This is a genomic window from Moorena sp. SIO1G6 (assembly GCF_010672795.1).
GTDB lineage: Bacteria > Cyanobacteriota > Cyanobacteriia > Cyanobacteriales > Coleofasciculaceae > Moorena > Moorena producens.
In genome coordinates this window covers 1-22,059 of the sequence record NZ_JAAHFZ010000025.1, presented here as the reverse complement: position 1 = coordinate 22,059, position 22,059 = coordinate 1, and the positions used below count along the sequence as shown (strand labels likewise).

At 42.2% G+C, this 22,059-nt stretch carries 13 protein-coding genes and 3 pseudogenes; 9 read left to right on the top strand and 7 right to left on the bottom strand.

The window, feature by feature from the left end; translation table 11 throughout:
- Nucleotides 1–3: 3 nt before the first annotated feature.
- The 3 genes and pseudogenes from F6K63_RS22020 to F6K63_RS22010 form a co-directional block, all read right to left on the bottom strand.
- A complete protein-coding gene (locus F6K63_RS22020) occupies nt 4–1,719 on the bottom strand; it encodes a methyltransferase domain-containing protein (protein WP_009148872.1) in 1,716 nt (571 codons plus the stop codon).
- 189 nt (nt 1,720–1,908) lie between these two features.
- On the bottom strand, nt 1,909–2,916 hold the full coding sequence (nadA, locus tag F6K63_RS22015) for a quinolinate synthase NadA (RefSeq protein ID WP_009148870.1): 1,008 nt from the start codon (nt 2,914–2,916) through the stop codon (nt 1,909–1,911).
- Nucleotides 2,917–3,284: 368 nt separating this feature from the next.
- Nucleotides 3,285–3,488, bottom strand: a pseudogene (locus F6K63_RS22010) (IS1634 family transposase); the annotation flags it as partial.
- Between the two features lie 621 nt (nt 3,489–4,109).
- On the opposite strand from F6K63_RS22010, the gene F6K63_RS22005 reads away from it, so the two are divergent.
- The 8 genes and pseudogenes from F6K63_RS22005 (at nt 4,110) to F6K63_RS21970 (ending at nt 15,526) form a co-directional block, all read left to right on the top strand.
- The gene (locus tag F6K63_RS22005; RefSeq protein ID WP_207554311.1) at nt 4,110–6,179 is read left to right on the top strand and encodes an adenylate/guanylate cyclase domain-containing protein; all 2,070 of its coding nucleotides are present in this window, start codon (nt 4,110–4,112) and stop codon (nt 6,177–6,179) included.
- 237 nt (nt 6,180–6,416) lie between these two features.
- The gene (locus F6K63_RS22000) at nt 6,417–7,922 is read left to right on the top strand and encodes a mechanosensitive ion channel family protein (protein ID WP_009148866.1); all 1,506 of its coding nucleotides are present in this window, start codon (nt 6,417–6,419) and stop codon (nt 7,920–7,922) included.
- A gap of 209 nt (nt 7,923–8,131) precedes the next feature.
- A complete protein-coding gene (locus F6K63_RS21995) occupies nt 8,132–8,719 on the top strand; it encodes an IS607 family transposase (protein WP_009148864.1) in 588 nt (195 codons plus the stop codon).
- Nucleotides 8,697–9,176 (top strand): annotated as a pseudogene (locus F6K63_RS21990) (nuclease/transposase family protein); the annotation flags it as partial. The gene F6K63_RS21995 and the pseudogene F6K63_RS21990, both read left to right, overlap by 23 nt.
- A 105-nt stretch (nt 9,177–9,281) precedes the next feature.
- Nucleotides 9,282–10,004, top strand: a pseudogene (locus tag F6K63_RS37950) (zinc ribbon domain-containing protein); the annotation flags it as partial.
- Between the two features lie 424 nt (nt 10,005–10,428).
- Complete coding sequence (locus F6K63_RS21980; RefSeq protein WP_287313122.1) at nt 10,429–12,222, top strand: ABC transporter substrate-binding protein; 1,794 nt, start codon at nt 10,429–10,431, stop codon at nt 12,220–12,222.
- A gap of 366 nt (nt 12,223–12,588) precedes the next feature.
- Nucleotides 12,589–14,157 carry a peroxidase family protein gene (locus tag F6K63_RS21975; protein WP_009148856.1) on the top strand — a complete coding sequence of 523 codons (1,569 nt, stop codon included), beginning with the start codon at nt 12,589–12,591 and terminating at the stop codon, nt 14,155–14,157.
- 202 nt (nt 14,158–14,359) lie between these two features.
- The gene (locus tag F6K63_RS21970; protein ID WP_009148852.1) at nt 14,360–15,526 is read left to right on the top strand and encodes a catalase family protein; all 1,167 of its coding nucleotides are present in this window, start codon (nt 14,360–14,362) and stop codon (nt 15,524–15,526) included.
- Nucleotides 15,527–15,742: 216 nt separating this feature from the next.
- Here the strand turns inward: F6K63_RS21970 and F6K63_RS21965 are convergent, their stop codons facing one another.
- Nucleotides 15,743–16,132 (bottom strand): RidA family protein, encoded by a 390-nt coding sequence (locus F6K63_RS21965; protein ID WP_009148845.1) that lies wholly within the window; start codon nt 16,130–16,132, stop codon nt 15,743–15,745.
- A 495-nt stretch (nt 16,133–16,627) separates the two neighbouring features.
- Here F6K63_RS21965 and F6K63_RS21960 point away from each other — a divergent pair, with 495 nt between their 5' ends.
- Entirely contained in the window at nt 16,628–17,962 is a 1,335-nt protein-coding gene (locus F6K63_RS21960; protein WP_287313121.1) for a glutamine synthetase family protein, read from the top strand.
- Nucleotides 17,963–18,043: 81 nt separating this feature from the next.
- Here the strand turns inward: F6K63_RS21960 and F6K63_RS21955 are convergent, their stop codons facing one another.
- The 3 genes from F6K63_RS21955 to F6K63_RS21945 all read right to left on the bottom strand — a co-directional run bounded on the left by F6K63_RS21955 (nt 18,044) and on the right by F6K63_RS21945 (nt 21,889).
- Nucleotides 18,044–18,322 carry a peptidoglycan-binding domain-containing protein gene (locus F6K63_RS21955; RefSeq protein WP_287313120.1) on the bottom strand — a complete coding sequence of 93 codons (279 nt, stop codon included), beginning with the start codon at nt 18,320–18,322 and terminating at the stop codon, nt 18,044–18,046.
- 63 nt (nt 18,323–18,385) lie between these two features.
- On the bottom strand, nt 18,386–19,276 hold the full coding sequence (locus F6K63_RS21950) for a hypothetical protein (protein WP_287313119.1): 891 nt from the start codon (nt 19,274–19,276) through the stop codon (nt 18,386–18,388).
- 132 nt (nt 19,277–19,408) lie between these two features.
- Nucleotides 19,409–21,889: a hypothetical protein gene (locus F6K63_RS21945; RefSeq protein WP_287313118.1), complete on the bottom strand. Its 2,481-nt coding sequence runs from the start codon at nt 21,887–21,889 to the stop codon at nt 19,409–19,411.
- Nucleotides 21,890–22,059: the final 170 nt, after the last annotated feature.

The window sequence follows — 22,059 nt, the reverse complement described above, 5'->3', positions numbered from 1 at the left end:
CCCTTATACAATTGTGCCAAAACAAGATTCTTTTAAGCAAACTCCTTTGCTCACTTCTTGGTCATCTATTATTAAAATGGCCTCCCTATATTCCAAGCTGAGGTTACTTTCCATCGTTGATGTTCGATTTCGCAGAATGCTTGACCAAGTTGCAAAGGCTCTATCGAAGATCAAGTCATACATTCTGTTTTGAATGCTGGCATGAGCACTTGTTTGGCGATGATAAGACTTTTCCCCGCGCAACAATATTTGCTTTTCTGTTTGGGAATTATCCAGTTCTGAAGTATTAAGTTTAGAAGTATTGAGGAAATTGAAATGATTGTTTCTTTCTTGACCAAATGTGGCATCAGCGCTCCAAATAATCCCGTAATCAGGGAAGAGTGCATAAACAAAATGGTAGCCCCAAAACCTAGGATAATTCCCCTCATAAATTTTGCAATATCCTTGCGCTTTTTGAGTGCCATTATCTGTATGAACAATGCATTCAAGTTGTGGCTGATGGATAACATCGCGCTGATTTTCTTCACCAGGAACACCCCAGGTGAATTGGGTCGTCACTTCAAATTGCACTTCCAGATTGGCTTCTGGCAAACAAATTATTCCAGTTTGATCGTTTTTTTGGATAGAGATATGCTCAGCTGAGCTTCTTTGTTCCGAGGTATTAATCAGTTCCTGAGAGTTGCCCTGAGTGTCACTCCACCAGGCGGAGTAATGCTCAAGGGTTTTGGTTTTAAAATGTCTCAGAGCAAGGAGAGAGCCGTCTTCGAGAAAGAAATGGTATTGCTCATTATAAACAGAGGTTAAAGCAGAAAAATAGGTGTCTGGTACTTGGTATATCTTTGGAGCACAGGGTTTCTTAGCAGTGATCAATGCTCCACCAACGCTACCCCCTTGAAGCATATCCCGACCAATTCTATACAATCGACTGCGGTGTTCAAAAATGTCTTCACCGAAGAGTTTGATTGATTCTTCCTTGGAATCGATGAATTTCTGATAGCGTTCTTTTATACAACGTTGCCATCCGGTTGTTAAATCAATGAAACAAATTTCAGTAAACCCTGCACGTTCGAAGTGCTGTCGGTAGGTTTCACGGGTTGGCACGTAAGAAGATTTAAATACTTCTTTTAAAGTGGTTTTTACGTCTGGTGTCAGGGTGCAATTTGCCACGTAATCCTCAACGTAGATACTGCCATTTTCTTTCAAAGCACGAAAACAAATTTCAAGGACTTTGTCACGCTCTTCAATGTGTAATAAGGATAGAAATGAAATGATGTTGTCAAATGAATTGGGTAACAGGGCATCGATGATTTCGGAACTGAGAACATTGCCAGTCAGGTATTGGATGCGCTGATCGAGTCCCATCCGTTGGGTGAGTTCTTGGGCAATTTCACTAAAGTCCTGTCTTAATTCCACACATTGGAGGTGACATCCCGTTTTATAGCTAATATATCGAGCTGGCCCACCCACACCACTTCCTATATCCAAAACGCGAGAGTTGGGATTGAGCGATAAATAATTGATGGCGCGATCGCAAGCTTGACTACCAAAGTAGTGATATTGATCCAGATGACCCAAATCTAGCAAGTCTTGAATTTCTAAAGTTCCGGTAGCTTTTCCTTTTTGCTTAAGGGCTTGACGAATACTATAAATGCGCCAATCGTAAAGTAAAGCTGCGTCTTTTGAGGAATAATATTGATTCTCCAATTGCGGTAATGTCATGATTACTTTAAGGTAATAACATATCTAATTTTAGTCATACTTTGTGTCATAATTATATCGGAGAATGTTTGAAAATCAATCCTTCACAGACTTTTTCAAACATCCTCTAAGATTTATAATTTGTTGACTGACAAATCTTGCTTCGTAGTAAAATCAAGGGTTTTAGAAGTTTCGTCAGTCAATCACGATTTAGACACTGGACAACATAGATTTAGTAACGGAAAGTTGCGCTGACATCTCCAACATGCGTTGCATGGGCTTGAGTGCAGCAATCCGAATGTCTTCTGGTAAGGTAATTTCTGGTGCCCGATTTTTCATTGCTAGATATAACTTTTCCAAAGTATTCAACCGCATGTGAGGGCATTCATTACATGCACAGTTACCCGTCGCTGGTGCAGCAATAAACTGCTTGTGTGGCATATGCTTTTCCATTTGATACAGAATACCGGGTTCAGTGGCGACGATAAATTGTTCCGCAGCACTTCCCTGGCTATACTCAAACAAAGCTTTCGTTGAACCAATGTAATCCGCATGGCGTAACACTGGAGCTTCACATTCGGGATGAGCAATAAATTCTGCTTGAGGATGTTCTATTTTGAGTTGTACGATCTTCTTTTCCGAAAAAATTTCATGAATCATACAACTCCCATCCCAAAGTACTAAATCCCTTCCTGTTTGTTCGCTAACATAGCGACCAAGGTTTTTATCAGGAGCGAAAATAATTGGCTGATCTTTTGGGATTTGATTCACAATATCTACCGCATTAGAGCTGGTGCAAATAATATCGCTCATTGCTTTAACCGCAGCAGAGCAATTAACGTAACACACCACTAAATGATCTGGATGGGCAGCTTTGAAAGCAGCAAATTCTTCGGGAGGACAGCCATCAGCCATAGAGCAACCCGCATCTAAATCAGGTAATAATACTAACTTGTTAGGGTTAAGGATTTTGGCAGTTTCTGCCATGAAATGAACTCCAGCAAAGACGATCACATCAGCATCTGTAGTAGCAGCCTGGCGAGATAAGGTTAAAGAATCACCCAAATAGTCAGCAATATCTTGAATATCAGGCTCTTGATAGTAGTGAACTAAAATAACTGCATTTAGCTCCTTCTTGAGATCTTCAATAGCTGCGAATAAGTCATCTGGTAGAGAACTAAAGTGGGTGTTTTTTGTTGTTGATTGGGTGATAAACATAGTGAAGTATCCTTAGGGATGCAGAAAGGTGTTAATGCTTGCTTTCAATAAAAGAATAGATGATTTAGTTTGTAATCGCAAGAAATTAACTGCTAATTTTATTAATTAATTGTTAAATGTTATTTTTTTGTGTTAGTCAGTGGATAAAGTTAGGATAAAACTGATCCTGGTGACAGGGTAAGCGCAAGAAAAATTGAGCAAAAATGTGATATACGGCAAGGATGATGACCATATTAAGCCAAGATTGCTCAGCACTATTGCAAATTTATATTAATATTGTTGAGAATAATGCCGCCTTATTGATTATTGCGTTTACCCTGTGGTTATTGCCTGATCAGAAATATTATTTCCCACATTCCGCAGGTTTGTCAGACCAGTAGATAATATTTTTGGCAGGGAGCACCAAGAAAGCGAAGAATCCTGTGATGCTCGTGAGTTAAGTTGACAATTTGCTCGACTCCGCCCAGGATAACTAAATGAATCGACTGAAAGCACTGAAATACCAAGCGCCGAGTCGGGGTAGCCGTCGGCTTACCCAATTGGTTGTTAATGGTTTGCTTAGTCCGGGCGAGCCCACTTTCCGCACTTCATTTTGTAGCACAAAAGAACTATCGAGTGCGATCGCAAATTCTCTAAGATAATCCGAGTAAAAATACTTAGTTGACTTAGATTTTGCTGGTGCTTGCCGCGAACTTTTTTTTTACTGAAGTTCCCCCGTACAAATGAACTAAAGCATTCCATCCCTGTAGGGGGCCTTATTAACGCACCCTACATCATTAGCGCGTTTAGGAGCCAGTGAGGTGCGCTTTCCGCATCTAATTATTAAATTCGCCACGGGTCGCACCTTTTGCGTAAGTCCTGTTCAAGTTATGGTCAATTGTAATAATTTTGGGGGGTGTAACCCCCCATAGTCAATGCCCTTTCATAGCTTATTATCTAGCCAAGATTCCAACTGCGTACATTCTAAGAGTTTTGTTATCGAACTCTTTACCTACTCCTGAGCAGGAAGAAGATAGATCAAATTCCATAGCCTCTCAGGTGTGGAGTGAGGCAATTGAGGATCACACAAGGTAACAGGTATCATCATTCACAATTGGGGATCAGGGAGGCTGTTCATGGGATTGCTCAACAACTTCAGTATCAGGTCAAAACTTATATTTATGTTGCTGGCTCTGAGCACTTGCTCGCTGTTCGTGACTGCTTATATCGGTTATCGGAGTGGTAAGTCTCATCTGAGCAAAACAGTATCAAACCAGTTAACCAGTCTACGAGCTTCCAAAGCAGATCAAATAGAATCATACTTTGAAGATATTCGCCATCAGACCCAGACCCTGAGTGAAAACTTAATGGTGGTCGAGGCGATGCAGGAATTTAAAACAGCCTACAACCAACTGCAACAATCTAGGACACCAACTGATACACCAACTGATTTAGAGGACACCCTCAAAGAATACTACCGTAAAGAATTTTTAACCAAACTAGCGGAAACTAGCGACGGGAAGCCTGTATTAGAATCCTACTTACCAGAAACCTCTGCGGCTCGTTACCTCCAGTACTATTACATCGCCACTAACCCCAACCCAGCTGGGGAGAAACATCTCCTAGATGATCCAGAAGACAAGAGTGAGTACAGTAGTATTCACACCCGCTACCACCCAATTTTTCGCAACATTGTTGAAAAGTTTGCTTACCAGGATATGTTGCTGATCGATCCTCAAACCGGTGAGATTGTCTACTCAGTTTTTAAAGAAACAGACTTTGGCACCAATCTCACCACTGGACCATACAGTGATAGTAACTTGGCATTCGCCTTAGGCGACCTCCGAAAAGCCAAGGGAAAGGATTATGTGCAGATATTTGATTTTGATTCCTACCGTCCTTCTTTTGGAGCCCCAGTAGCATTTATTGCTGCTCCCATCTATGACGGCTCCAAATTTATAGGTGTTTTGGCATTCCAGCTTCCGGTTAATCAGATTAACAATGTCATGACAGGTTACCGTAAATGGAAGAGTAATGGTCTCGGGGATACAGGGGAGATCTATCTAGTCGGAGAGGATTATCTGATGCGATCAGTTTCCCGTTTCCTAATTCAAGACCCCACAGCTTATAGTAAAGCCTTGCGAGAACAGGGTGTAAAGGAACAGATCCTTAAACGAATCGAGCAGTTTGGTACATCAATTCTACAACAGCCAGTAAAGACAGAAGCTGTAAAAGCAGCCTTAGCTGGGCAAGAAGGTACCCAAATTATCAATGATTATCGGGGTATTGAAGTTTTGAGTTCCTACGCTCCCTTAAACATCGATGGATTGGAGTGGGTTATCCTCTCCGAGATGGATCTTGCCGAAGCCTATGCCCCAGTTTACGCCTTTCAAAAGAGAGTTTTGGTTTCAGCTGCCTTGATCATACTGCTGATCACCCTACTCGCTATGGTGCTCGCCCATCTGTTTGTGCAACCAGTTAGGGCTTTAATTGCTAGCGCCCGAAAAGTCACGGATGGAGAAGTTGATGCGGTGGTGAATATAAACTCGGAAGACGAATTTGGGGAGTTAGCTGAGTCATTTAATCAAATGGTTGGCAGCTTACGCACTCAAACTAAACTAGTCGAGCAGAAAAATCGCGAAAATGAAAAGTTACTGACAAGTGTATTTCCCGACTCCGTAGCCAAACGTCTCAAACGGGGAGAGACAAACATTGCTGAGAGTGTTTCCAATGTTACGGTTTTGTTCTGCGACATTGCTGGATTCGGCAAGCTCTCTAGGTCCATGGATACCCATGAAGTCATTGCCATTCTTAATGATCTAGTAAGTCTGTTCGATCAAGCCACGGCCAAATACGGGATAGAGAAGATTAAAACCATTGGTGACAATTACATGGCAGTCTGTGGATTATCAATATTACATATAGACCATCAAAAACGGGCGGTAGATTTTGCTTTAGAAATGCTGGCGTTGACCCACCGATTCAGTCATGAACGAGGATTTGACATAGACCTGGAAATCGGTATCCATTCCGGAGATATTGTTGCTGGTATTGTAGGTCGAGAAAAAGTTGTCTACGACGTTTGGGGCGATACAGTCAATGTTGCCAATAAGCTGATGTTTGACTGCCCACGGGGAGCTATATTAGTGTCTCAAAATGTCTACAACAGTCTCCATGATATTTACGACTTTGAGCAGGCTGAGGACATCACACCTAATGGCAAAAATCAGCAGAAAGCTTGGTTGTTAAAAACTGCACAGGAATTAGTAGCTTCAACAGTGTAGACATGGGCTTTGCCCAGTTTTGCCAAATTATTAAAGACCCAAGGGTAATGGGGAATTGCTAATGGGGAATTGGTAACTGAACAAACTATACTTGATTACATTCTTTTCAGATTACCATAATACACGAAATTAAGAACCCCCGCGCGAGCATTATCCTGTGGGGGATGAAAACTTGTTCAGAGGGTTCACCCTCTTGTTCAAGGGATAGAAAAATAAGGGGACAAGGAGATTATTTTGATGAGCAAAGTAATATGGCAAAACGATTGGTTTATCTGGGCAATAGCCTTAGGGATAGGGTTCCCGCTCCTGGTAATTATTCTCACAGAAATTACTCATCGTCTACAAAGACGCGGTCAGCCTATAGCAGTTACGCTCCGCCTAGTTCGTAACCGTGTCTTACCCGTCTTAGTATTCCTGCTATTTATCCAGAATGTGGTTGAATTAGACCTGGACAACAATGTTGTCAAGCTTGTCGAGACCCTGCTCTGGATATTTGTTATAGACGCCTCTCTGTCTCTAATCAATTCGGTGTTGTTTGAAGCCGCTGGAGAAAATACATGGCGAGGACGGATCCCAAAACTACTCCTAGATTTGTCAAGATTTTTTTTGGTAGCCCTTGGTGCTGCCATTGTGCTATCGAAAGTTTGGGGAGCCGACCTCGCTGGTCTAGCTACTGCCTTGGGTGTGGGTTCTATTGTTATCGGCTTGGCGCTTCAGGACTCTCTAGGCAGCGTCTTTTCTGGCGTTGCCCTACTGTTTGCTCGTCCCTTTGAAGTCGGTGATTGGTTGCAGATTGGAGACAAAGTTGGTCAGGTCATTGATATGAATTGGCGAGCTGTTCACCTGGTAACCCGGGACGGTGACATGATTATTATTCCCCATCGGGTACTTGGAGGAGAAATAGTCCTCAATTACAGCAAACCGAAACCGATTCATGTAGAAACCTTTAGGATTGACTTCGACAGTGATGATCCACCCAACCTAATTAAGCAAGTATTAAAAGAAACAGCACTGGCGACAGAAGGGATATTGAGTGATCCTTCCCCAGAGATCCGCACCATGGAATATAACGACTATCGGGGTAACTATGAGGTCAAGTTTTCTATCGAAGACTATAAGGATGCGCCCAGAATCCGTGAACAGTTGATGACCCGTATCTGGTATGCAGCCCAACGGAACAATCTTGGACCTACCATTCCGATCTATAGACTCCGTAAACTCGATAGTGACCCTAATCAGGCAGATAGCACTTTGACAAAGTTTACCGAGAGCTTGAAGTCAATGCCTGTCTTTGTCCCTGTAGCTAAACAGCAAAAGAACTTGGAGAATCTCTCGAAAGGAGCAGTCCTACAACATTTCGGTGTGGGAGAAACCGTAATCCGTCAAGGGGATCCTGGTCATGCTCTCTACATTATTATTGCTGGGAAAGCTGTACTCAACCTCAAAGATAGTTATGGTGAACAACAGGAGGTGATGACTCTGTCGAGTGGTGAGTTTTTTGGCGAAATGGCACTGTTTAGCGGCAAACCAAGCTCAGTATCCGTTACCGTTGTGGAAGATTTGCAAACTATTGCGCTTTATTCAGATCTGGTTAATCAGATGATAGAAAGTACACCAAGTCTCGCCCGTGAAATTGGTCAAATTATCGAAGCACGACGGAAAGCGATAGATGAGGTGAAACAAGCCAATCTTGCATCCAGTCTTGCATCCAGTAATGGTGCCGAGTTATCAAGTCAAGGTTAAGTGGACTATCAATCAATCATCATGGGATTGGCCTTGGCCTTTGGGCCACCCTGCGCGAAGGGCCACGCTACGCGTACGCAAAAGCTAGACAGGGGGAAGGTACTGCCTATAAGGTGGAGCCAGTGGTAGTGTAATCGGGGGTTAGTAGACAGTATTGAAAAGTATCACATAGTCTATCAAAGTATTAAATTAGTTGTTAGACTATATTCATGGCATTAATACCAATCCGTAAGGCGGTCGAACTTACGGGACTCTCCAGGAACACTTTGCGGAAGTACGCAGATAATGGCATCATCAAATGTGAACGAACCCCAAGCGGGTACCGTCTCTTTGACACAACTAGTTTACTCAGCCTTGGAAAAAGTAAAGGAAACAGAGAAGCTACGATCTGTTACTGCCGAGTCAGTAGTAACAAACAAAAAGACGACCTCGCCAGACAAATCGCCTACATGCATTCGCTCTTCCCGGAAGCGGAAATCGTCAAGGACATCGGTTCAGGACTTAACTACAAAAGAAAAGGTCTTAGAATCATATTGGAACGGCTTATGCAAGGAGATCAGCTCACAATTATTGTTGCCTGCCCTTGCAGACTTACCAGGTTCGGGTTTGAACTCTTTGAGTACTTGGTCAGTATCAACGGTGGAAAAATCTTGGTTCTCGACAACCATGAAAGTTGTCCAGAATCGGAACTTACCGCAGATCTTCTATCCATCATTCACGTCTTCTCTTGCCGCGTCCACGGACTCCGAAAATACGGCAAAAAAATCAAAGAAGATGCGAGTCTTCCTAAACCCTGAGCAACGATTGGCCGTAGGCCACGCTACGCGAACAATAGTTCGCCAGTGGTTTGGAGTGTCCCGTTATGTTTTTAATAAAACTGTCAAAATACTTTGCTCCGTAGGAGCCGCTACGCGAACATATGGCGAAGTTAAAGCTAACTGGAAAGCCATTAAGACTGGAATATTAAATGACCTACCCGAGTGGTGTAAGACAGTACCTTATCAGATTAAATCTATAGCGATTAAGGATGCTTGCACTGCTGTCAGGGAGGCAAAGAAAAAATACAAAAAGACTGGACAGATAAATCGGGTAAGATTTAGATCTCGTAAAAATCCTGTTCAGTCTTGCTACATACCCAAGTCTGCTGTCTCTAGCAAAGGGATTTACCATACAAAACTGGGTGAATTGACCTTCGCTGAGACACTTCCAGGCGATATCGGAGATTGTCGATTAACTAGCACTAATGGGGACTATTATAGCAGTCGCCAGGGCAGTTAGGACATGACAAAAGTCTCACACCCTTTGTAAGCGCAAGAGTTTGACTTCTGACTTCTGACTTCTGACTTCTGACTTCTGCTATATCTGACAGTCCCCCACAAGACTACTCAAGTAAAAACCGAGAACCAAGGTATAGTAGTAGCCTTAGACCCTGGTGTTAGAACGTTCTTGACGTTCTAAGGGCGAAAATTCTATTGGGAAAATTGGTTGTGGGGATTTTTATCGGATTCAACGACTTTGCTCTCACCTTGATAGCCTTTTATCAAAAATAAGTAAGGCAAAAAGAAAGCAAAAACGCCGAATGAGAAAAGCTGCCAGACGAATAATTATCATAATTCAGAATCTGATTAACGAATTACATCACAAAGCTGCCCGCTTCTTAGTTAACAACTTCGACGTCATACTACTGCCCACTTTTGAAACATCTGAAATGGCCAAGAAGGGAAGCAGGAAGATCAGGTCTAAAACTGTTCGTAATTTGCTTTCTTTTGCTCATTATCGCTTCAAAGAGTTTCTCAAGCACAAAGCCTTAGAAACAGGAAAAACAATGGTAGACGTCTGTGAAGCCTATACTAGCAAAACTGTTAGCTGGACAGGTGAATTGATCAATATTGGTGGCAGTAAGAAAATTAAATCAAAAATCGATGGGCGATCTATGGATTGACCTTTGGTCACGCTTTCGGCAAAGCCGACGCTGCTTGAGGTGCGAACGTGACATTAATGGCGCTCGTGGGATATTCCTGAGGGCTTTGGTAGATACACCCTGGCCCTCGTAATCAGCTTGCATTGGCGAGCCAAAATTGACTTTCTGGGAGATTATGGTAGCTAAAAAGTATCGGTTTTACCATAATTATTGTGTCTTTAGTGATAGGGAGCAAGTGATCGGGAGCGGGAAACTAGCGTGCGCCTGGCCAAAGTTCTGGCTTCCAACTTTTTGGTTAATTTGGGTTTGACCACTTTTGTGATAACATAAACAACTTAAATAACACAATTAACGGCTAAAAGTTCGGAAATTATTTTTATAATGGGAGCATGTATCCAAATCAACATAAACCCATTAGGATTTCAGCAGTTGCGCTACATATAGTGATGACGAAACCATTGCCCCCCTACAATTATGGTTAAGGAACAGAAGCAAGGGTAAGTCGAGTCAATAAAAACTAATCACAAATGACTACTATTAGTTACCGATTCCTGGCAACAGCCGCAATATAAAGGAGTTTTATCAATGAGGCGATGGCGACCCATACTGTTGCTTGTGGCTTTTGTCCTAACTATAGTTCTCTCTAACTGCGTTAGCCCTTCTAATTGGATTGGGAAAAATACCCCTGAGAGTCCTACTCCTACTGTGTCTGAGAGTCCTACTCCTAGTATTTCCCCGAGCCCTACTCCCAACCCTACTCCTAGTCCTACTCCCAGCCCTACTCCCAGCCCTACTCCTACTCCTAGTCCTACTCCTACTCCTACTCCTTCCCCAACTAAACCTCCTAAGGATTCCAAGGGCAGGACTATCGTTTACGGAGCAGTGGGACAACCAGAAAACCTAGAACCAGGTAATATCAGCGACCGGGAATCCCTGGTTGTCCAGAAACAAATTTACAATCGCCTGGTGGAATACAAGCTGGGAACGATTGAACTGGAACCAGGATTAGCTACTGATTGGCAAGCGTCTCGCAATAGCAGAGTTTGGACATTTAAACTGCGCCAAGGGGTAAAGTTTCATGACGGCACTGATTTCGATGCTCAAGCGGTTAAGTTCAATGTCGAGCGTTGGTGGGACCCGGAAAACAAATACGGCTATCGCGATAAAGACAGAAAGTATCAAATTTGGGCTGATTTATTTGGTGGCTTCAAGGGAAACTCGAAATCCCTATTACAACAGATAGTCATCAAAGATAAGTATACAATTCAATTTGTCCTGAAACAGCCCTTAAGCATTTTTCCAGCTATGATTGGGTCAGGCTACTTTGGTATCGCTAGCCCAACAGCCATCAAGAAAGCAGGTTCTAAGTATGGTCGTGAGTCATCTCTAGCAGTAGGGACAGGTCCATTTAAATTCAAAGAGTGGCGTAATGGCAAGGAAATTATCCTAGAAAAGAGTCCGAACTACTGGAAACCAAACCTACCTAAAGCAGAAAAGGTAATCGTGCGGTTCATCCCGGATATTAGCAAACGCCTGACCATGTTGAAATCTGGAGAGATTGACTTCACTTCAGACCTAGTTCCTAAGCAATTAGAAAATTTAGTTGGTGAGGCTAACCTCAAATCTATTTTCCGTCCCTCCTTCAATGTCGGATATCTATCCCTCAATACCAACTACAAACCCCTTGCCAAACAAAAGGTACGGATTGCGATCGCCTTAGGAATTAATCAGCAAAAGATTGTCGAAAAAAATTGGCAGGGTTTAGGGGAGAGTGATGCTCACTTCACCCCACCCCTACTGGATTGGTCTGAGTCATCTAATTTTGGTAGCTATAAATATGACCCAAAGCTAGCCAAGCAACTGCTGAGGGAAGCTGGCTACCCCAAAGGCTTTGACCTCGAACTCTGGTATATGAAAATTTTCCGCCCCTACTATCCTGATCCGAAAGCGATCGCCCAAGCCATAGCTGATGACTTGGGTAAGATTGGCATCAAGGTTTCTTTAAAAACAAAACCCTGGAAAGATTATCTGAAAGACCGACAAAAGTCTCCTGGTTTCCAAGGGTTTATATTGGGTTGGACTGGGGAATATGGCGACCCAGATAACTTCTACTATTCCCACTTCGGACCTAATGCTACCGCTGACCTTGGACGTTGGAAGAATAACCAAATCCTAAGGTTATTGGAAACCGGTCGTAAGACCCAAGGCAAGGATGCTAGGGCAAGAATCTATCGCCAAGTGGATCAAATTTTATTTGAACAAGCCGTGCGCATTCCCATTGTCCACTCCCAACCGCTTTTAGGTAAGCGCGCCAATATTCAAGGCTGGAAACCCAGTCCACTGGGTTCAGAATCCTTTGAAACTGTGGATAAGACGTAAGCTATCAGCAGTCAGCAGTCAGCCGTCAGCCGTCAGCCATTCGCGAATGGCCAAGGCTCACGCTACACCGAACAGCAGACGTAATAGATATTAAACGAATGCTGACCTGTTTTATTCAAAAGCTGATAGCTGTTCGGTGTAGCGTGCGCGTAGCGCATTAGCTGACGGAACTCAGATTAAACGAATGCTGATCTATTTTATTCAATAGCTGATACGCGACACGCTGATAGCTGTTCGGTGTAGCGTGCGCGTAGCGCATTAGCTGATACGCGACACGCTGATAGCTGAAGACTTACCTTATAATAACTTTTGGGACAAGTAATCCTGCTATACACAAAAGGTAAATAGTAAAAGGGAACTAGTTCAATGACAAAAAAAAGGAATACATCTAGAGACGGATTTAGGAACCAGTTAGAAAGCGTTGGTTTAAACAAATTCAAGGGGATTTGGGACTTTATTCAAAGCAACGACTCTCTCAAACGTAAAGTCAACAAAACTATCATTAACAATGCCGTCTACAAAATGCCCACTCGTCCCCATAAGTTAAGTGCGATGGCACCCTATACCTCTTGGGACTCATTAACAGACCGAACCTGGATCGGACGACATTTACCCCCCGATCCAGAGTTCAACAAAGCAGGGAACCTTCCCCCTCTCGAAGACCTTGCTGTTTTGTTTCGCAAACAAGAGGGGAAAACCATCTATTCCGAGAAATCTACCCTGTTGTTTCCCTATTGGGTGCAGTGGTTTACCGACGGCTTTCTGCGCACTGATCGCTACAATAGATTAAAGAATACCTCTAACCATGGCATCGATTTATCTCCCGTCTATGGGTTGAACAGAAAATCTACAGACATGCTGAGATCCCATCAGGGCGGGAAACTGAAAAGCCAGATCATCAATGGTGAAGAATATCCTCTCTTCTATTACGACGATCCAGAAAAGGGAGTGGTCAAACCAGAGTTTGACGGGTTGTATGAACCGCTCAATGATGAGAAGCGACTCGACCCAGCCAAGAAAGCAAAACTATTTGCCATGGGTGTAGAACGAGCTAATGTCCAAATTGGCTATGTAATGCATAACGTTCTGTGTCTGAGGGAACACAATCGCCTGTGTGATTTACTGGCTAAGCATTATCCCGATTGGGATGACGAGCGACTCTTCCAAACGGCCAGAAACATCGTGATGGTGTTAATCATGAAAATTGTGGTGGAAGAGTATGTTAATCACATTACCTCTTATCACTTTAATTTCATTGTCGATCCCCCAGCGTTTACCAATCAGAAGTGGTATCGCCAGAATTGGATGACAGTGGAGTTTAGTTTGGTGTATCGTTGGCACAGTGCCCTTCCCGAGACTCTTACCTATGACAGCAAGCAAATTCCCATGGTGGATAGCCTCTGGAATAATGAGATGCTGATCAATAAAGGCTTGGGACCATTATTTGAGGAGACCTGTTCCCAACCAGGCAGCAAAATTGGTTTGTTTAACACGTCAGAATTCCTAATACCTGTTGAATTAGCAAGTATCGACTTAGGTCGTGAAGCTCAACTGGCTAGCTATAATGATTACCGGGAAATATGTCAGTTTCCTCGGGTGACGGATTTCGATCAGATCACGGGGGATGAAGATACTCAAAGGGAACTAAAACGGTTATACGGTGATGTCAACAATATAGAATTCTATGTGGGACTCTATGCCGAGGATGTGCCACCAAATGCAGCAGTAGCTCCCCTGGTTACCCGAATGATAGCAGTTGATGCCTTTTCCCAAGCATTGACCAATCCCCTGTTGGCAGAAAATATCTTCAACGAAGAAACTTTTTCTCCGGTCGGTTGGGAAGTAATACAAAACACAAATACTCTCTCAGATCTGGTAAACCGGAATAGTCCACAGCAAGATAAAAAGTATAAAGTAACATTTGACAATCCGTAAGCAAGGCATCGGGTATTGTCAAGCAAAAATTAAACAAAAAATTCAAGCTCTCTGATTGAGAAATCACCGGTTAAGTAAAATTTGAGTCTCAATCACCAGATCTATGGTCACTTAAGTTGACAGTACCCGATCAAATCCGCTGCTATCCTAACCCATTTTTGATCACAACCAATTCATCAAAATTTGTCTAGAAAAAATAACCATGAAGCTATTTACAGAATATCCCGAAAAGGACGAACAAAACTATTACAACCTTGTAGCCGAGCAAGTCAGGATTCAGATGGATAAGCTTTACAAGGATCAGGAACGGGCTTTGCGAGACACCCATGCCAAAACCCACGCATCGGTGGAGGGAAACCTAGAAATTTTTGATTTTGATGAACATAAAATTAAAAGCGAACTAGCGAAACGAACTCGGCTTACTCAAGAGCAACTCAATGGGATTTCCCTCAAGCAAGGACTCTTTGCGACACCGAAACAATATCCTGTTCAGCTGCGATTTGCCAATGGGCGAACAAACGTTGAAAACGACTATGTCGCAGACACACGCTCAATGTCTGTGAAAGTGATTGGTGTTGAAGGAGAAAGCCTAGAACAAAGCTACGAGCCAAACACTCAAGATATTATTGTTCAAAATGCCAAGATCTTTTTTATCAAAACCATCAAATATTATTATGAATTTTTTGGCTCCATAGTTGACTCAGAGCAAGCTGCCCAGAAGTGGCTCAGGAGTCATCCCAGGCAATTGCTAGCCCTAGCTAAAGTAACAGCTCGAACCCCAAAGAGTTTATTAACGGAACGGTATTGGAGTGGTTCTGCTTCTGCCCTTGGACTCAAACCAGATTTTGATCAGTCTCAACCGGGCCTAGTTCCTGTTGACTATCCCGCTGTGATCAAATATGCGTTTACCCCTGTTTCATGCCAGCCTCCCCATCAAAGGATGCGATATCAGTCCCGACCAGGTATTCCCAAACTTCCCTTCTTCGATCGCGCCAAGGCTCTGGGATTGGATGGAAGCAAACCGGACAATTACTATCGAGACGAGCTGATCGAACAACTATCGAAAACCGATGCCCTTTATTGCTGGGACTTTGGCATCCAATTCCAAACTAACCCGAAAATGTCCATCGATGATGTCACAATTCGTTGGAGTGAGAAGAAATCACCATTTTTTACGGTTGGTCGCCTTACCGTCAAGCATCAGATCATCGATTTTGACAAACAATACGACTCTGCTGAAAACCTGCGATTTTCCCCGTGGAATGGCTTAGTGGTTCATCGTCCTGTGGGAGCTCTCAACCGGCTACGTAATATAGTTTATCCGATTGTGGCTAAGTATCGTTATCAAAAACGGGGACTCAACTACTAACGGGTGTCTACAACCTAAATTGTCCAAGGTATTTGGGTAGCGATACCGCTAGGTTTTTGGGCAGGTAACAGTTGACTATCCCAAGGTTTGAGTGTCTGCGATTGGGAATCGGTTAGATTACCTTGACAGTGCGTTCGCGTAGCGGCTCTTTCAGAGCATCGCTTCCCTAAATTTACCTGAGTAATTTTACTGAATTTATCATTTTCTAAACAAAACCTAGATCACAGCAATGCATTCAATCTCGACTAAAACATCCTTAGGTAGTCGGGAAACCTCAACACAGGCACGAGCTGGAGCATCTTCCTCGTTAAAGTATTTGGCATAGATCTGATTTACTGTAGCAAAATCATTCATATCTGCCAGAAATACGGTGGTTTTGACTATGTCCGGGATTTTAGCTCCAGCAGCGACTAGGATAGCTTCAAGATTAGCCATTACCTGTTCTGTCTGCTTGGCTACATCATTATCACCAACAATCTCACCGGTGCTAGGGTCAAGGGGAATTTGACCAGCTACAAAAATCATTTGACCGCTGACTGCGATCGCTTGATTGTATGGTCCTACGGGTGCTGGGGCATTGGGGGTACGGATAATCTTTCGTGTCATAGTCTTCAGTAGTTCCAGGATGGACAAGTTAACACATTCCAAGATAGCAGTTTGAGCATTCCCATCTCAGCCTTATCCCTGACCGATAAGTCTTGACCTTGGTAGTGAGGAGGTGAAGAATAGGGGGATGATGGGTAATAGTGGTATTAGTAGGATGAGGGGCAAGAAAGTGCTATGTCATCAATGCACCTCATTATCACTAGTATTCAGTAATCAGGACTGACGCACCAAGACCCTTCAAACCGGGTTTCTGTTTGTCTTGATGCAGTCGCTCATGGGGGGAACCCCCAAGACCGCGCTGCATCGCTATAAATCAAAGGCTGAAATCCAGTAATTATATTAAGAAACCCGATTTATGCTTAATTACTTTAACCATTAACTATTAACAATAGTAACAATTAACCATTAATTATTATATACTGAGTCTAGATTTTTGAGATGATATTTGCTACTAGTTAAACACCCTAAAAACTAATAATTTAAAAAAAATTTTTAATGAAAAATAAAATCCTGAACACTATAGATGAACTAGGTATTCGATTTGTGCGTATCATCTGGTGCGACAATGCTAACATCATCCGTGGTAAAGCAGTCCACTGGAAAACCTTACCAGACTACCTCAAGCACGGTGTGGGCATTTCAGCAGCCCAGCAAGCTCTACCGGTGATGTATGATGTCCCAGTCCCAGGCAGTGGCTTGGGACCCATCGGTGAAATCCGCTTAGTACCGGATTGGGAAACCTTAACCCCCTTACCCTATGCTCCTGGTCATGCCCGTGTGTTTGGGGATATGGTCAACAATGGTAGCCCATGGCCGTATTGTCCCCGAAACTTCCTCAAAAGGATGGTAGCAGAAGCGGAAAGTGAGGGCTTACAAGTGGTTGCTGCATTTGAAAATGAGTTTTACCTGCTGCAGCCAACCCCTGAGGGGATTCTACCGGTAGACAATACCGTATTTGCCTCGACGCTGGCAATGGATCAACATCAAGAGGTGATTGACCACATTGCTGAAGCCTTGGTGGAGCAAGGGATGCCCGTAGAGCAGTATTACCCAGAATGTGGTCCTGGTCAACAGGAAATTTCTATACTGTACACCCAAGCCCTACCAGCGGCAGATCAACAAATAGCCTTCCGGGAGACAGTAAAAGCGATCGCATTTCAACATCACCTGGTTGCCTCATTTCTGCCCAAAATCCTAGCTGACCAAGCTGGTAATGGTTGTCACCTCCACATCAGCCTATGGCGGGATGGGAAAAACCTGTTACTCAATCCAGAAGGGGATGGGGGGCTTTCCCAAGTCGCCTGTCAGTTTATTGCTGGAATGTTACAGCATTTACCAGCTTTAATGGCACTAACTACACCCAGTACTAATTCCTATCGACGGATTCGCCCTCATTGTTGGAGCGGTGCGTTCCGTTGTTGGGGAATCGATAACCGAGAGGCAGCGGTAAGGGTACCGAGTAACCCAGACGGTGAGAGTCCAACCAATTTTGAACTAAAAACTGTTGATGCTTCTTCTAATCCTTATCTAGCCTTGGGAGCAGTAATTGCGGCTGGCTTGGATGGAATTCGTAACAGTTTGGAATTGGGAGAAGCCGTGGCAGTGGATCCGGGACATTTGACAGAATTAGAACGTAGTCAGAGGGGTATTGAGTTATTGCCAACTACTTTAGGGGAAGCGATTGGTAACTTAAGTGGTGATCAAGTACTGTTGGATGCCTTAGGAGTAGAATTGGCTCAAGCCTATCTAGCGGTAAGGAAAGCCGAGTGGGAGGCAATGAAAGATTTTGAGTTGGAGGAAGAAGTCGAGCTTTTATTAGAGCGATATTGAATCAATTGATATTGGTGAGAATTCAGCTTTCAGGTATCAGCTTCACGACTGATACCTGAATACTTCTCTAGACCTTTTCATCTACAAGCAACCACTTTGCTCCACTAATAACTTCCATGTCTGAGGACCAACAATCCCATCAGCACTCAAGCTATTTTTTAGCTGAAATTTTTTAATTGCTGCTACAGTCCCATCATTGTATGTTCCATCCAAGGGAACCTGCTTCTGCCGATAACCATATTTTTTCAGGAGGAGCTTTTGCAAAATACGAACTTTATCACCCTGTTGTCCCGGCCTTAAGGTAGGCGCATTTTCCAGGGCTGTGACTTCTTGGCAAATATCGCTTTCAGGTGATTTCATTATAGATTTTTCACTGTTTAAAATCGGAGCTAGTACCTTCACCGATAGGCTCGTAATTAAAGCTTATTGAGAGGCTAAAGTATAAATTGATAAACCATACAATAGCGTAGATAATGTTAGGGAGATAGCTAATAACGGTATTGAATTATTTTTCAAAGCATCATCGATATAAATGAACGGCTTCCAATTTTTTTCGTTGGGAAAAAAGATGCTGCTAATACGTTGGAGATTACCTATTGTATGGCTAGCACCAACAAATATTAAGGATGCAATTAAACCTGGAATAAACGTAATAATCAAGAATATCGAACAAACTATCAGCTTTAAAAATTTACTAATAGCAAAAAAACTTATACCCAGCGTTATGATTGAAACACCAATACCCAAAATAAACAGAATAGCACCAAGAATTGGATTTATTTCAGCTATACGGATTCCAATCATCGATACAACTACTAGTATTATAGAAATAATACCATGATTTATGAAATCCCTTAAAAGCGAGAAAAGTTCTTCAAAAACTTCATTAAAAAGCTCGCTTAGGTTTTTATATTCTATTGTTAGTCCATAGGCTGATAGCATAAATAATAAGCCAGCAATTATCAGACTAGTATTTCTATCGCTACTGAACTGAGAAATAATCGTTTCAGATAGAGAGTTGGCAGCCACTATTACTGAAACGATAGGGAACATACCTAATACTGCAATGACAATAAAAGCATTAGCAAACTGAACATCGTAATTCACTTTATTTTTGATTTTGATAAAACAAGGAATACTCGCCAATAGATAAATAGCGATAAAAACCAGAGACTTAATAATCACCTTATCCCCAAAGGGAACTTTAACTAGGGAAATTAGTAGCCAAGGAAAAATTATATAAATTGATAGGATTAAAAGATGAATAAACTTTTCTGTATCATAAGGAAATATTTTTTCTTTCATAATTTCCATAACTGTATGTCTCCTTCAAACTGATTTTTGGATAAAGAGGACTTATATAAGCCCTTAATATAATTAAAAAAAATATATTTTTATCTATTGAAGTTAAACTTAAATTTAAAAAAAAGTAAATCATCCATAGAGTCACGAATAGTTATCATAGGAATCATAGGAATCATAGGAATCATAGGAATCATAGGAATCATAGGAATCATAGGAATCATTATAATTTCCGTAATCATAGCTGGATTCATAACTCGTCGGTTCATCATAGGTTGGAGTTTCGTAAGTAGAAGTTTCATCGATAGTTGAAACTGGAATATGTTCATCAAAATTAGAGTCATAGGGGTCACTTGAATAAAATCCTGAGCCAGAAGCTGCTTGCTCTTCTTGTTTAATTCTTTCTTCAACCCGTTCAAAAGATTCATTAATCAGTGCCTCAAGGGAATCCTTGGGATCGTTAAATGATGAGTTATCTTCTACGGGTGCAAAGGATGGTTGCTGGATCCCACTTGAGTGATCAAAGTTTAATTCGTTAAGTCCCTGAGCTAGGGGATCAGCTGATGGGTCATCATATTGATCAGAAGAATTAAAGATGGCTGAAAATGGATCAGAGTGTTCCCAATTCATCTCTGAAATCGGTGGTGGGACTTCTGGATCTGATTCAAGTTTTGCCATAATTTCATCCCAAGCAGCATCAATATCACTTGGTGACTGTGTATTATAGTGGCTTGAGTTTGTAGAAGTCTCTTGTGTCAGGAGGGAATTACCATTCACTTCAGCATCAGAATAAAGACTATCTACTGTCTGCTCAATTTGGCTGTGGTCATTGGTATCAGATACATCTGGGAAATCAGGTACATTTGGAACAAGAAGACCATTAGGTAGTATTTTGTAGGAGTAGTTTGGCTCGACTGCTTGATCCGCCTGCTGTTCTACAGGCTCTTGGGTTTGTGATTGATTTTCTGATGGATATGAATTAGTAAGTGAAGAATTAAAATCTGAGAAAGGGATTGATATCAACTCATCAACGGCTACACCTTGACCTTGATGATCCATTATGGTTGGGGTATCTTGGTCTATGGCATTGACAATGTCTCCTTCTGCTTGGATGTTATCTCTGGTATCAGTAGTCACTTCAAGCAAACGTCCATTCGGCATTATTTTGTATGCAGTTTCTAGAGTGGTTGCTGCTTCTGGGGTTTGATTGTTTTCGGTTGTGTCTGACTCTGTTGTTGGAGTTGAGTGAACCTGTAGTGCTGGTGTGACTGAGTTTGGAGTTGTTGGGTCTGTCTGATCAAGAATCTCTAGAATCTCTTCACTATCTATGTCTACTTTAGCTTGTACAAGCTTTCCATTTTTAAGAATGTGTCGAATCTCCCATTTTGCTGTTTGACTATCTGCCAGTTCCTCAGGGTTTGGGGAGATAATATTTTCTGTGGTAATTTGTTCTAAATTAGCAACAGAGACATCAGTAGTAGCGGGATTGGTTGTGTCGTAAGATTGTTTGTCAGGATCTTTTTTGGATTCTTCAGGAATGATAGGGGTTTGTTGATTTTCTTGATCTTGAATCGAAGATCGATCTTGGAGGGGAGTATCTAGTGTTGGGTGAGTATTTAGGAAACCATGGTCTTGAATTGTTTGCTCTACTTTATCAAGAATCCCTAGCATCTCTTCGGTCTCAATATCTACCTTAACTTCTACAACTGTTCCATCCTCAAGAGTAATAGATCGAGTCGCCCATTTGGCTGTTTGACTATCTGCCAGGTTTTCAGGGTTTTGGTAGACAATAGTTTCAGTGGTCGTTTGTTCCAGAAATGAATCTTCATCATCATGATTTAGTCTGTCATATACTACTCCAGTTTTAATAGTTGTATCAAAGGCACTCAATTTACGATTTATATTGCGAATATCTTCTTCAATCTTTGCTTTTTCAGTTTCGATCTTATTCCTGTTATCAATAATTTTATGGTCAGCAAGATTATCTGTCAGCTCAAAAGAACCTTGAGGACTGAGGTTTTTAAGATGTTTGTTAAGAATATAAACTTGATTTCCTCCCCCGGGGCCATATTGTTGATTTTCTAATGCTTTACCAGAAGCCAAAAGACCATCATAATTGAAAACTTTTGCATTTGTCTTATACGTGCCATGCCAAGGTGCATCTGGGTTATAGCCAGGGGAGATTTGAACCAATTCAGAAAAGTCTCTGGCTGTACCAGTTTTAATTTTTTCCAGTTCTTCCTGATTCGAGACTATACGAAACCAGTTACCATCAGGTTTATCACTAGGTATTGGAGATAATTGTAGAACAGTTACATTTGAAACGTCTTTATTACTCAGCTTATCAACATTACCATATTCAATTGAACGTTTTTGTTCTCTAGCAGCAACTTTAGCAGGTGATCGCTGTAATACTGAGGGCAATTCTAGATTTGAGCCAGCCTTGGCAACTTTTCCAATACCTTTTGTTCCGAATAGTTCAACAGCTCCACGACCAATCGCTTCTCCATAATTACCCTCCTCCCAATCTTTACGGTATGGTGCAGCAAGAGCATCAAATCGTTTACCAAAGTTCTCTTCTGCTTTATTGGCTTTTTGCGGATTTGTAACTTGGCCACCAGTCACATACCATACATCACTAACAAAATCACCTGTCTGATTTGCAAAGCTGGGGGGGCGACATGAGAGCTAAAAAGTAGACTGTATAAGCTTCATAGCTCTCATACCTCGTAAATAATTATCGAGCTTATGACGACTTAAACGCATCAAAGCATAAACTAATTCCCAACATTTAT